Here is a 13,380-nt window from a genome sequence, read left to right as displayed (position 1 = left end):
CTTTGAAGAAGCTTCAGCTTTCTGATAAGTGTTGGTTTATACTACTACTTTTATATATTCTACTTCAGGGTCCTCAGTACCTTGGACATACAATCCAGTGTTCTTTAGTTTTTGTACATAATCTACAATTTCTTTTGTTATCTCCTCTCCAGGACAAAGTATTGGTATTCCGGGAGGGTATGCCATTAAAAACTCACCACTTATCATTCCTATGCTGTTTTTTAGGAGAAGTGGTTTTTTAGGAGAATTAAATGCATCTCTTGGAATTTTTATTTGTTTTGGTATATTAGGGATATCTAAAAAATCAGATTTTTTATTTTCTTTAACATAATATTCTGTGCTTATTTCTTTCAGTGCATGCAAAAGGGTATCCATAGCTTCTTTGGTATCTCCAAAAGAACCTACTGCTAAAACATTATATAAATCTGAAAGCTCCATTTGAATATGATATTTATTGGATAAGATCATATCTAAGTCATATCCTGTAATTCCAAGTTCTCTACAGTTTATAGTTATTTTAGTAGGATCAAGGGCTGTGACACCCTCATTTCCTACTATTTCTTCTCCGAAGCAGTAAAATCCTTTAATATTATTTATTTCATACCGCACATAATTTGCAAGTTCAATGGATTTATCCAAAAGTTCTTTGCCCCAGAGGGCTATTTGTCTTCTGGCACAATCAAGTGAAGCCATTAAAATATAAGAGGGAGAAGTTGTCTGCAGTAGAGATAAGACCTGATGCACTCTATTTATGTCAATTCGCTCTGAACAGACATGAAGTAAGGAGCATTGGGTTAAGGCACCGATTATTTTATGAGTACTTTGGGCACACATATCGGCACCGGCTTCTATAGCAGACATGGGCAGATTATCATTAAAACCAAGGTGTGGTCCGTGAGCCTCATCTACAATTAAAGGGATATCATAACTGTGGACAATATCTGAAATTTTTTTTATATCTGTAGCTACTCCATAGTAGGTAGGATTTATTATTAAGACAGCCTTGGCGTCAGGATGCTTCTTTAGAGTATCCTCCACAGTTTCAGGAGTAACACCTTGTGCAATTCCTACCCTTTTATCCAGAGCCGGCTGCATATATACAGGTATTGCACCGCTTAGTATAATTCCTGCAGTAACAGATTTATGCACATTTCTTGGAATTATTAATTTGTCACCGGAATTTACCACGGACATAATCATTGACTGTATTGCTCCTGATGTACCGTGAATGGAAAAAAAAGCAGCATCAGAACCGTAGGCATCTGCAGCCAATTGCTGAGCTCTTTTTATTGGACCTGTAGGATGGTGAAGGCTATCCACTAGTTTAAATACAGTAACGTCAATTTTAAAGGGGTTTTCTCCTATAAATTGTTTGAATTCCTTATCCATTCCCACACCTTTTTTATGTCCTGGCACATGAAAAGGTATGGTGTCCCTGTTTACATATTCCATTAATGCATCAAATAGTGGAGTTTCACTTTGATCTAATCTATACACCTTGATAAAGCACCTTCTTTCATAAAAATATCCCTTTAACTTTAAAAATTAAAGGGTTGGCTACACGTTTAATAAAAACTAATATCATTATATGTTAATTGATCTATAAATTCAATAATATGCAGCTAATTTTTACATAATAATAAAATGTATTAATAACATATTTATAAATTATGTACATAAAGTAAAATATAATACTATAGGTATTTTTGATTATGAAATTTATAGTATAATAGTAAATGCTAAATATTGCATGTGGGAGGTAAAAATATGTATAGAGAAAAGTATGAATTCTGGTTAAATTCATCTTATATAGATGATGAGGAAAAATTAGAATTAAAAAACATAAAGGATGAAAAGGAAATAGAAGATAGATTTTATAAAGATTTAGAATTTGGTACAGGAGGTCTTAGGGGAATAATAGGTCTTGGAACTAATAGATTGAACATACATACTATTGGAAAAACCACTGAGGGATTGTCAAGATATCTTATAGAGACATATGGCAATAATATCTCTGTAGCTATAGCCTATGATTGTAGAATAATGTCTGAAGAATTTGCAAAAGCGGCTGCAGGCAATTTATGTGCAAATGGTATAATAGTAAATCTTTTTGGTACACTTCATCCTACTCCAATGCTTTCTTATGCGGTGAGAGAGCTTAAATGCAAAGCAGGTATTGTTATAACTGCATCCCATAATCCTAAAAATTATAACGGATATAAGGTTTATGGAGAAGATGGGGGGCAGGTAACAGATAAAATTGCAAATAAAATACTCAGGTATATAAACAATGTGAATGATTTTTCTGAAATAAAGCGTATGGATATAAAAGAAGCAGAGAATAGAAAAATTTTGAACATAATAGGGGAAGATATAGATAAGCCCTATATAGAAAAAGTAAAACAGATGGTTATAAGAAAAGATATGGTATCTTCCTGTGGAAAAAATTTGAATGTAATATACACACCTCTTCATGGAACTGGAAATATACCCGTAAGGAGAACTTTAAAAGAACTGGGATATGAAAATGTATTTATAGTAAAAGAACAGGAACATCCAGATGGAAATTTTCCTACAGCAGCATGTCCTAATCCAGAAGATCCCAAGGTATTTAAATTGGCTTTAGAGCTTGCCAAAGAATTAAAGCCAGATATAATATTTGGAACAGATCCTGATTGTGACAGAATAGGAATTATAGTAAAATATGATGACAATAATTATAGAACACTTACCGGAAATCAGGTGGGAATTCTTTTGACAGAATATATTTTATCATCACTTAAAGAGTTAAATAGATTGCCTGAAAATGGTGTTATAATAAAGACAATAGTAACTACGGAAATGGTAAGAGATATAGCAAAAGAGTATAATGTAGGACTTATAGATGTATTGACGGGATTTAAATATATAGGAGAAAAAATAAAGGAATTTGAACAGTGCCAGGATGAGAAGTTTATATTTGGATTTGAAGAAAGTTATGGTTATTTAGCAGGAGATTTTGTAAGGGACAAAGATGCTGTGATTGCGTCTACTTTAATATGTGAGATGGCTTTATATTATAAAATGAAAGGAATAAATATCTACGAGGCCTTGATTAATCTTTACAACAAATATGGATTTTATAAGGAAAATATAATTTCTATAGAACTTAAAGGCAGAGAAGGCTGTGAAGAAATGGACACAATACTTGAGTATTTGAGACATTCTATGAAAAGAACGCTTGGGGGAGTAAAAATAGTCAAAAAACTAGACTATAAATTAAGTATTGAAAAAGATCTTGTAAATATAACTGAAAATATAATACAGCTTCCAAAGTCAAATGTACTTAAATTTGTCATGGAAGATAAGAGTTGGTTTGTAGTAAGACCTTCAGGAACAGAACCGAAGATAAAAATTTATTTTTCAGTAATAGGAAATAGCTTTAAAGATTCTGAAGAAAAAATGGAAATATTAAAGCAAAATGTAATGAATGTAATCAAAGATGCAAAGTGTTAATAATAAAATGTGCAGGTGACAGAACTTATGAATATAAAATCTTATTTTGCAGAAAAATTGTCTAAATTATTATTTTTAGAAGTAAAAAAAGAAAATATTAAAAAGATATTTAATGTTTCATTAAAAGAAGATATATATATACCCATAAATTCCAAATATATAGTAGACAGCGTTAAACTACAGGATAATCTGGATAAAATACCTGTAACATATTTTATAGAGGGCATGTTTTATGTGCTGGGAGCAGATGAGCAGTTTAGATTCAACAAATATTACAAAAAGATAATTTCTAAGGATAAAAATAATAATAAGTTTATAAAAAGTATAATTGGAAAAAATGTTAAAAGCAAAAATTATGAAGAAGCCTATATAATTTTAAAGGGTTTATCAGAGATAGAAGATACTCTGGAGATATATGATAAACTTATAATTATGGCAGATGAAATCAGAAAAAAAGATAATATATTTAAAGAAGAGGAATTAAATATATTACAAAAGGCTAAACTTAAAGATAATTATGCTCTGCCTTATTTATATGAGGCAATTATAAAGAAAGAAGAAAGAGACTATGAAAGGGCACTGTTTTGTATAAATAACTACATAGTAAAAGGTGGAGAAGAAACTCTAGAGGTAACAGATATGAAGCAGTGGCTGAAGTCTTGTGTAAGTTATGACAGAGGAAAGGAACTTTTAGAAAGTAATCCTCTGGAGGCTTTAAAGTATTTAATTCCCCTCATAGATATTTTAGGTAACAATGCTTCTATTTATTACTATATAGCTGTGGGATACAGGATGATTAATAATCACGAAAAAGCAATTTATTATTTGAATGAAGCTTTAAATATAGATAGCAGTTTAGTGGAAGTGGTAAATGAAATGGGAATAAATTATGCGTCTTTAGGAAATTATGAAGGGGCCATAGCTTATTTAAGAAAGGCTTTTGAAGCCACTAGATCAGTGGAGATATGTACAAATCTCATATTATGTTATTTGAATTCAGGAAATCTAAAAGATGCTAAGGTTCATCTGGAAATTGCAAAGAAACTAGATCCAAAAGATCAGGTGGTAGTGGAATTAGAGGGCATAATCAATAAAACAGTAGATAGAAATTAAAAATTAATTGAAAGGGGATTTATTATGAATGTAAAAAAGGCTATAATACCTGCTGCAGGACTTGGCACACGATTTTTACCTGCTACTAAAGCCCAACCTAAAGAAATGCTTCCCATAGTAGATAAGCCTACCATACAATATATTATAGAAGAAGCTGTAGCCTCTGGAATAGAAGAAATATTGATAATAACAGGAAGAAATAAAAGGGCTATAGAAGATCATTTTGATAAATCTATAGAATTAGAAAGGGAATTAGAAAAAAAAGGAAAAGAAGATCTTTTAAAAATAGTAAGAGATATATCCAGCATATCAGATATTTACTATATAAGACAAAAAGAACCTAAAGGTCTTGGTCACGCCATAGGCTGTGCCAGAACTTTCGTAGGAAATCAACCTTTTGCGGTAATGCTTGGAGATGATGTGGTAGATAATGAAATCCCTTGTCTAAAGCAGCTTATAGATTGTTATAATGAATATAAAACTTCAATTATAGGAGTACAGGAAGTACCTAAAGAAGAAGTATACAAATATGGCATAGTGAAAGGTATGTACATAGAAAATAGTGTATATAAGGTTAAAGATTTAATAGAAAAACCCAAAGTGGAAGAAGCTCCTTCAAATATGGCTATACTCGGGAGATATATAATAACCCCTTCTATATTTGAAATACTACAAAATACTACTCCAGGAAAAGGAGGGGAAATACAGCTTACAGATGCCCTTAGAACTCTGGCCAAAAATGAAGCTATGTACGCTTATACTTTTCAAGGAAGAAGATATGATGTGGGTGATAAGCTTGGATTCCTTCAGGCTACAGTGGAATTTGCATTAAAGAAAGAAGAACTAAAAAAACCTTTTATGAAATATCTTTTAGGGTTGAAAGAACAGACCATATTTAAAGAAGTTAAGGATGAAGTAACCGATAAGGTAAAGGAGAAACAATTGCAATAAGGTAACATTTGATTTTGCTGTAATTTAACTATATGTTAAATTACAGCAAAAATGATTATGGCAATGTTAAGCTTATATGTATAATTGCTGGATGGCAAAAATATGTTGATTAATTTTCTTTATGATGTAAAATAGATAAGGAGAGTTTATATAATCAATGGATTTAGGAAGTGTTTAAATGCAGAAAGACAAAAAACTTATAGTGTATGACATATTTTTTCTCATAGCTTCTTTATATTTTGCTTTATTACTTAGATTTGAATTTAATATACCACCGGAATATATGATATTTTTTAGGTTATCTGTTGTTCCTGTTGTTATAGTGACATTGGTGTGCAATAAATTTTTTAATTTATACAACAATATATGGAAATATGCATCTGTGGAAGAGTTAATTTCTATAGTGTACTCTGTGTCTCTATCTAATATTATTTTTATAATTTACAGTTACTTTATGAATTATAAAATTTTGGAAAACAGGTATTATAGATTTCCCTATACAGTACATATAATTCTCTGGATACTGTCTGTATTGGCACTGGGCGGAATAAGATTTACATATAGACTTTCTGGAGATAAAAAGGAAGAAAATTGTACAAAAAGAAGACATAAAAATCTCCTCATAATTGGAGCAGGAGATGCCGCTGCCATGCTTATAAAAGAAATAAAAAAACATACAAATTTCAATTATAATATAATAGGTCTCATAGATGATGACAAATCTAAAAAGGGAAAACTTATAAAGGGTATAGAAGTTTTAGGGGGAAGAAATGAAATAGTAGAAGTATGCAAAAATAAGCAAATAGAAGAGATAATAATTGCAATGCCTTCTGCTGACCTCCATACAAAAAGAGAAATTATAAACATATGTAAAAATACAAAGTGCAAGCTAAAGACTTTACCGGGTATATATGAGATGATAGACGGAAATATAAACATTACAAAACTTAGAGATGTAAATATAGAAGATTTGCTTGGAAGAGAAGAGGTTAAATTAAATACCCAAAATATAAGCAAGTATATAAAAAATAAAATTATAATGGTTACAGGGGGAGGCGGCTCTATAGGATCTGAATTATGCAGACAGATAGCCAAATTTCAGCCCAAACAATTACTTATATTAGACATATATGAAAATAATGTATATGATCTTGAAATGGAATTAAACTATAATTATATTGATTTAAACAAAAAAATAATTATCGCATCTATAAGAGACGGTGATAGATTAAAGGATATATTCAAGAAGTATACCCCCCAGGTAGTTTTTCATGCAGCCGCTCATAAGCATGTTCCTCTCATGGAAGGTAATCCTCAAGAAGCAGTAAAGAACAATATAATTGGGACTTATGAGGTTTTAAAATGCTGTGATGAATTTAAAGCAGAGAAATTTGTACAGATAAGTACGGATAAAGCAGTGAATCCTACTAATGTTATGGGGGCTACAAAAAGATTCTGTGAAATAATGGTGCAGGCTTTTAATGAAGTAAGTGAAACTGAATATGTGGCTGTAAGATTTGGGAATGTACTGGGGAGTAATGGTTCTGTAATCCCATTATTTAAAAGGCAAATAGCCCACGGCGGACCTGTTACAGTAACTCATCCTGAAATAAATAGATTTTTTATGACAATCCCAGAAGCGGCTCAATTGGTAATTCAGGCAGGTGCTATAGCTGCCGGAGGAGAAATTTTTGTGCTTGATATGGGGAAACCTGTAAAAATAGTAGACTTAGCCAGAGATCTTATAACTTTGTCAGGATATGAACCGGATATGGACATAAAAATAGAATATACAGGCCTGAGACCGGGGGAAAAGCTGTATGAAGAATTGCTTATGAATGAAGTAGCATTGACCTCTACAGAGCATGATAAAATATTTATAGAAAAACCTACTAAGATAGATATGAATTTTATAGAAAAATCTATTGATGAATTTAAAAAAGTGTTAGATCAGGATAAAGAGCAGATAATTCAGCTTATAGAAAAAAAAGTTCCTACTTATAAGAGAAAAAAATAACAAAAGGATGAATAAGCCCATGAAGAATATACTAATTATTTCCCATATGTATCCCTCACCTTCAAATAGTGTTTTGGGTATTTTTGTCCATAAACAGGTGCAGAAGCTTATAAATGAGGGCTGTAAAGTTAAGGTAATATGCCCGGTACCCTATGTGCCATCTTTTTTAGGTATAATAAAAAAATATAAAGCTTATATTGATATTCCCGCTAAAATATTTCTTGATGGGGTGGAAGTTTTTTATCCGAGATATATAGAGTTCCCACGGGGAGTGTTTTTGCAATATTCTGGAATTTTTATGTATCTTGGTATAAAAAGAACCATAAATAAATTATATAATAGATTTAAATTTAATGTCATACATGCACATACTGCTATACCCGTGGGTTTTGCCAGTATTTTTTTAAGTAAAAAATACAATGTACCCTTTGTAGTAACCATTCATGGTCAGGATTTTCAGTATACCATAAAGAAGAATAATATGTGTAGAAAAGCTGTATTTAAAGTTTTAAAAGATGCAGACAAAATAATAACTGTCAGTAATAAATTAAAAAATGTTATAGAGGAAAAGCATATTTTAAATAAAACCGTAGTTATAAATAATGGGATAAACCCTGAGGAATATGTAATAAATGAACAAGTTAAATTAAAAGGAAGTCACATAATGCTAAGTGTGTCTGCTTTAATAAAAACCAAAGGTATAGATTTAAATATAAAAGCAGTATCAGAACTCATAAAAACATATCCAGATTTAGTGTATTATATAATTGGAGATGGAGAAGAAAATAGAAATTTGAGAAAACTGGTAAATGATCTAAATCTAAATAGAAATGTGGTTTTTTTAGGCAGATTGCCTCATTCTAAGGTAATAAAATATATGTCTTCAAAATGCGATGTTTTTTCACTTCCCAGCTGGCAAGAAGGATTTGGAATAGTATATATAGAAGCTATGAACAGTGGAATACCAGTTATAGGGGTCAGGGGTCAGGGAATAGAAGATGTTATAGAAGATAAAAAGAATGGTTTTTTAGTTGAACCCCATCAGGTGGAAGATCTGATTTTTACCATAGATTATATATTAAGTCATAAGTCTGAAGCCAGAATTATAGGACAAAATGGTAAAAATACTGTATTAAAAGAATTTACCTGGCTTAGAAATGCACAAAAAACTATTGATATATACAATGAAATTATGAGGTGAAGAAAGTGAATATTGCAATGATATTGACCAATGGATTTGATCCGGATCCCAGAGTATATAAAGAGGCAAAGTCACTGAGAAAACTTGGCCACAAAATAACTATTTTGTGCTGGGATAGAGAGGGAACTTATATAGATAAACCGGAAGAGGATTTAGATGGAATACATATAGTAAGATTTTTTGGAAATGCAGAATATGGCACAGGATATAAGCAAATTTTTAAATTTTTAGATTTCAAAGAGGATGTATACAAGTATTTGAAAGATAAAAATTTTCAGGCGCTGCACTGTCATGATTTTGACGGACTTTTTATAGGGTATAATATAAATAAAAAGCTTAAATTAAAGCTTACATATGATGAACACGATTTGTTTTACATGTATTTTTACAACAGAAAGGGACTTTTAAATAAAATTATATACTATTTTATTATTTTACTGGAAAGACACATGGTAAAAAAGGTAGATACTCATATAGTAGTTACTCCTAAGATGAAGGAAGTTTATAAAAAAAGAAGTAAAAATATTTACATAGTAAATAATGCACCTTATAAAAGTTTATTTAATGATATAGAAAAAACTTCAGATAATTTACTTAGAATTGGATTTATAGGTTCTGTTAGATATTATGATGAGATAAAGGCACTAATTGATGCGGCTCAGAAATATGATAAAGCTGTAAAGGTGATAATTTGCGGGTGGGGAATATATGCAGAACAACTTGCAGGTTATTCCAAAAAATTTTCAAATGTAGAAATAAAAGGTGCTTACAATATAAGTGAACTTGAAGAACTGTATAAAAATATAGATATAACTTATGCCTTTTACCCAGGAGATACGGCTACCATATCAATGCCCAATAAGTTTTATGAAAGCATAATAACACAGACACCTATTATTGCCAATAAAGTTACGGAGTTTGGACATGAGGTTTGGAAAAATAATTTTGGCTATGGAATAGAAGGAAAAAATCTTAAAGAAGAAATAGAACACATTATAGAGAAACTTCTAAAAGATCCGGCGGAAAAAAATAATATAATAGAAAATATGAGAAAAGCAAAAAATAATTATTTCTGGGAAAGTAATGAATCAAAATTAAATGCTATATATACAATTTACAATTCATAATTCACAGTGCACAATTGCAGTGATTATTTTCGGTTCTGAAACAGAAAATTGGTTAAAGGAGATTCATATGTATAAAAAACATACGGTTTCAATAATAATTCCTGTGTATAATGAAGAACTTTATATAGACAAATGTTTAAAATCTATAATTGATCAAACTTATGAAAACATTATTGAAATATTAGTGATAGATGGTATGTCCACAGACTCTACAAGAGATATATTGAGAAGTTTTGAAAATGAAAAAATAGCTTTAATAGATAATGAAAAGAAAATTCAATCTGCAGCTTTAAACAAGGGAATAAAAATGTCAAAAGGAGATATAGTGGTTAGAGTTGATGCCCATGCATTATATGATAAAAATTATGTAAGGGAATGTGTAAATACATTAAATAAATTTAAAGAAGATAATGTGGTAAATGTAGGAGGACCTACTTATTTGCTTACTTCAAAATCCTATGTGGAAAACTGTATTGTTTTTCTTCATGAAAGCAAATTTGGCATAGGCGTAGCCAAATTTAGACAGAAGGATTACGATGGCTTTGTAGATACGGTTTGGAATGGAGCTTTCTACAGGTGGATATTTGATGAAATTGGTTTTTATAATGAAAGTTTTACAAGAAGTGAAGATAACGATTTAAACAATAGAATATTAAAAAGAGGATATAAAATATATCAAAATAAAAACATAATAGCCTACTATAAACCTAGAAGCAGTGTAAAGAAGGTATTATCTCAAAATTATGGCAATGGCAGGGTAATAGGTGAATCCCTTATTAATAACAGAGATATAGTGAGAATAAGACATCTTGTACCCTTAATATTTTTTCTCACTATAATAATATTTGGACTAAGCTATAAACTTTTTTTCCCAAGTAAAATAATAGAGATTGCAGCTTTAGGAAGCTATTTTATTGTAGATATGGTAGAATGTATAAAAATAGGTGTAAAAAACGGGGTGAAATATATACCGTTAATGTTTATACTATTTTTTTTACTTCACATTATGTATGGCTTAGGAACTGTAGTTGGCTTTTTTACTGGCTTAAAAAAAGCATCTTAGAAAACAAATAACCAGTGAAAGGAAGGATATCCCAAAATGATACATAAAATCTGTAACATAGGAAATGAAAACAGTAAGATAACCTCATTCATTTTATACATAGTTATGATAGCCGGATTAACAGTAGGATACATTGGATCCATTACATATTATAAATCCTTTAATTTCATAATAAATGCAGGTATTTTAAAAAGAGTATTTGTTATGGCGCCTTTATTTGTAATTATAGTTTACACCTTAATATTTTTAGTACCTTCAAAAATTGATAAATTGTCAAGTCTATACTGGTTCTTATTTTTAACTTTAAATATAACACCTCTTTTAATAGTATATATTATGAGTGGACTGGCAGAAAGTAAAAATTCAGAAATATATATATATCTAATAACCTTTATTGCTGTAATAGGTATATTGCTCGTAAGTAAACCGGATTTTAAAATTCCACAAATTAAAATCACCCCTAAAGTGTTCTGGATAGGTATTATAGCTTTTATGGTAATTGGATATTCATATCTGGTGTATACCTTGGGACTTCCCACTAATATAATAGAAGCTTTTAAAGATGTATATGGTGTGAGATTGAATTACAGGGACACAGCAGGGAGATTTGACGATTATTTTATACAATGGCTTGGCAATGTAATAAATCCTTTTATACTTACATTTTTAATATATAAGAAAAAATATAAGCTTATATTTATACCATTTATACTGCAGTTAGTTCTATATGGATATGCAGCCTACAAGAGTCAGTTTGCCGTTTTACTTTTGGCTCCATTTTTTGCAGTGATTTTAAAAGGAGGAATAAAGAGAAGTTTTATAGAAAAAATGATGCTTTTATCTATAGTAGTAGGTCTTGTTGCATTTTATTTTAAAAAATTATCTATATATCTTCTCATAATTATAAGAATATTTTTATTTCCTCCATTAATAGCCTTGGAGTATTATGATTTTTTCTGGATGTATCCTAAGATGTTATTATCCCACAGTATATTTGGACGCTTCTTCAAAAATATATATAATATGGATCCTAATTTTTATATGGGAACAGTATATTATGGGAGATCTGATATGAGATTAAATGTAACCTGGTATGGAGATGCATATATGAATTTTGGTATTATAGGAATAATTCTATTTGCCATACTTTTGTATTTTATAATGATAGTCATAAAATCCGTAGAAAATAAAAATATATTTTTAGTATCCGCACTGCTCTTTGGAGGTGTAATGGCATTATTTAATGGACCTATATTGACTACTCTGCTTACCAATGGACTGGGACTTGGATTACTTCTGGCATACCTGATGCCCGAAAAAATATAATTGCTCTTCGATTGTGAACTGTGAATCGTGAATTGTAACAAAGGGTGGTAATTTATTATGAAAAAATATTATAAAGATATGGATATAGCCAGGGGAATAGGTATATTTTTAGTGGTTCTTGGACATTCTTTTCCCGATGCGCAATTTAATGGAAGTGTTTTCTATGCTTACATATATAGACTTATATATTCATTCCACATGCCCTTGTTTTTTGTTATATCAGGTTTTTTTGCCTACAAAATATATGAAATAAGTACTTTAAAAAGTTATGGCAGATTTGTTTATGGCAAATTTAAAAGACTTATGATTCCCTATATTTCCGTATCTTTAATTGCAGTACCTATAAAGCTGTATATGAATAACTATGCTGTAAGGCCTATAAAATTAAATGATTTAATAATAAATATAATATTTTATCCTTTAGATATTCCTATACAATATTTTTGGTTTATATACACTTTGTTTTTTATGTTTGCAGTAGCACCACTATTTAAAAAGCTTCCTTTAAATATAACGCTTGTAATAACTTTAATGTTAAATTTATTTTTTACAAAACAAGTAGGCTTCATGTATGTTTATGGGGTAGTCCACTATTTATTTTATTTCTTCTTTGGAATTTACTTAAATAGTGTCTACAAAAGTTGGTCAAATATTAAGAACAAACAGATAATAATCGTAATATTTTCTGTAATTATTGTAACCTTAAATTTAAATTTATTTCAGCCTACAAAGACAATGTATCCTTATCATAATTTGATTACTTCTCTTTTTGGAAGCGGAATATTTTTAATGCTGTCAAATTTAATAGTGAATGGTTCTGTAGGAAGGTTATTTAAAAATATAGGAAAATATAGTTATGATATTTATCTATTATCCTGGTTTTTTCAAACGGGAGTTAGAGTAGTAACTTATCAAGTGCTGGGCTTTAATTACAATATAGTAATTCTCATAATGTTTCTGGCAGGATTTTTGCCTATAATGATGTCTATGTATATTTTTAATAAAAATCTGCTGCTTAGCAAAATATTTTTAGGGCATAAATGAAGAATTAGTTATTAATTGTTGGCCAAATACTAGAACTATTAAC

Annotated in this window: 10 protein-coding genes; 9 read left to right on the top strand and 1 reads right to left on the bottom strand. The window is 30.0% G+C overall.

The annotated features are described in order from the left end of the window. Positions 1–36: 36 nt before the first annotated feature. Entirely contained in the window at positions 37–1,497 is a 1,461-nt protein-coding gene (locus BS101_RS17630; RefSeq protein ID WP_073540019.1) for an aminotransferase class I/II-fold pyridoxal phosphate-dependent enzyme, read from the bottom strand. Between the two features lie 270 nt (positions 1,498–1,767). On the opposite strand from BS101_RS17630, the gene BS101_RS17625 reads away from it, so the two are divergent. From BS101_RS17625 to BS101_RS17585, 9 genes are all read left to right on the top strand, one after another. Continuing rightward, positions 1,768–3,495: a phospho-sugar mutase gene (locus tag BS101_RS17625; RefSeq protein ID WP_073540018.1), complete on the top strand. Its 1,728-nt coding sequence runs from the start codon at positions 1,768–1,770 to the stop codon at positions 3,493–3,495. 27 nt (positions 3,496–3,522) lie between these two features. After that, the gene (locus tag BS101_RS17620; protein WP_073540017.1) at positions 3,523–4,608 is read left to right on the top strand and encodes a tetratricopeptide repeat protein; all 1,086 of its coding nucleotides are present in this window, start codon (positions 3,523–3,525) and stop codon (positions 4,606–4,608) included. 24 nt (positions 4,609–4,632) lie between these two features. After that, a complete protein-coding gene (galU, locus tag BS101_RS17615) occupies positions 4,633–5,559 on the top strand; it encodes a UTP--glucose-1-phosphate uridylyltransferase GalU (protein WP_073540016.1) in 927 nt (308 codons plus the stop codon). Between the two features lie 178 nt (positions 5,560–5,737). Continuing rightward, positions 5,738–7,576: a polysaccharide biosynthesis protein gene (locus tag BS101_RS17610; RefSeq protein ID WP_073540015.1), complete on the top strand. Its 1,839-nt coding sequence runs from the start codon at positions 5,738–5,740 to the stop codon at positions 7,574–7,576. A gap of 19 nt (positions 7,577–7,595) precedes the next feature. Beyond that, positions 7,596–8,777 (top strand): glycosyltransferase, encoded by a 1,182-nt coding sequence (locus tag BS101_RS17605; protein WP_073540014.1) that lies wholly within the window; start codon positions 7,596–7,598, stop codon positions 8,775–8,777. A 5-nt stretch (positions 8,778–8,782) separates the two neighbouring features. Beyond that, positions 8,783–9,904, top strand: a complete 1,122-nt coding sequence (locus BS101_RS17600) for a glycosyltransferase (RefSeq protein ID WP_073540013.1) — start codon at positions 8,783–8,785, stop codon at positions 9,902–9,904. A gap of 67 nt (positions 9,905–9,971) precedes the next feature. Then, complete coding sequence (locus tag BS101_RS17595; RefSeq protein WP_073540012.1) at positions 9,972–10,967, top strand: glycosyltransferase family 2 protein; 996 nt, start codon at positions 9,972–9,974, stop codon at positions 10,965–10,967. 36 nt (positions 10,968–11,003) lie between these two features. After that, positions 11,004–12,293 carry an O-antigen polymerase gene (locus tag BS101_RS17590; RefSeq protein ID WP_073540011.1) on the top strand — a complete coding sequence of 430 codons (1,290 nt, stop codon included), beginning with the start codon at positions 11,004–11,006 and terminating at the stop codon, positions 12,291–12,293. 57 nt (positions 12,294–12,350) lie between these two features. After that, positions 12,351–13,337 (top strand): acyltransferase family protein, encoded by a 987-nt coding sequence (locus tag BS101_RS17585; RefSeq protein WP_073540010.1) that lies wholly within the window; start codon positions 12,351–12,353, stop codon positions 13,335–13,337. The last annotated feature ends 43 nt before the right edge of the window (positions 13,338–13,380 follow it).

It is taken from the genome of Clostridium kluyveri, assembly GCF_001902295.1.
Classification (GTDB): domain Bacteria; phylum Bacillota; class Clostridia; order Clostridiales; family Clostridiaceae; genus Clostridium_B; species Clostridium_B kluyveri_B.
This window is presented reverse-complemented; position numbering and strand designations above follow the sequence as displayed.

Bases quoted from the DNA above. Each gene is read 5' to 3' on its own strand.
- BS101_RS17625 (WP_073540018.1), top strand. From the start codon at position 1,768: ATGTATAGAGAAAAGTATGAATTCTGGTTAAATTCATCTTATATAGAT.
- BS101_RS17620 (WP_073540017.1), top strand. From the start codon at position 3,523: ATGAATATAAAATCTTATTTTGCAGAAAAATTGTCTAAATTATTATTT.
- galU (WP_073540016.1), top strand. From the start codon at position 4,633: ATGAATGTAAAAAAGGCTATAATACCTGCTGCAGGACTTGGCACACGA.
- BS101_RS17610 (WP_073540015.1), top strand. From the start codon at position 5,738: ATGCAGAAAGACAAAAAACTTATAGTGTATGACATATTTTTTCTCATA.
- BS101_RS17605 (WP_073540014.1), top strand. From the start codon at position 7,596: ATGAAGAATATACTAATTATTTCCCATATGTATCCCTCACCTTCAAAT.
- BS101_RS17595 (WP_073540012.1), top strand. From the start codon at position 9,972: ATGTATAAAAAACATACGGTTTCAATAATAATTCCTGTGTATAATGAA.
- BS101_RS17590 (WP_073540011.1), top strand. From the start codon at position 11,004: ATGATACATAAAATCTGTAACATAGGAAATGAAAACAGTAAGATAACC.
- BS101_RS17585 (WP_073540010.1), top strand. From the start codon at position 12,351: ATGAAAAAATATTATAAAGATATGGATATAGCCAGGGGAATAGGTATA.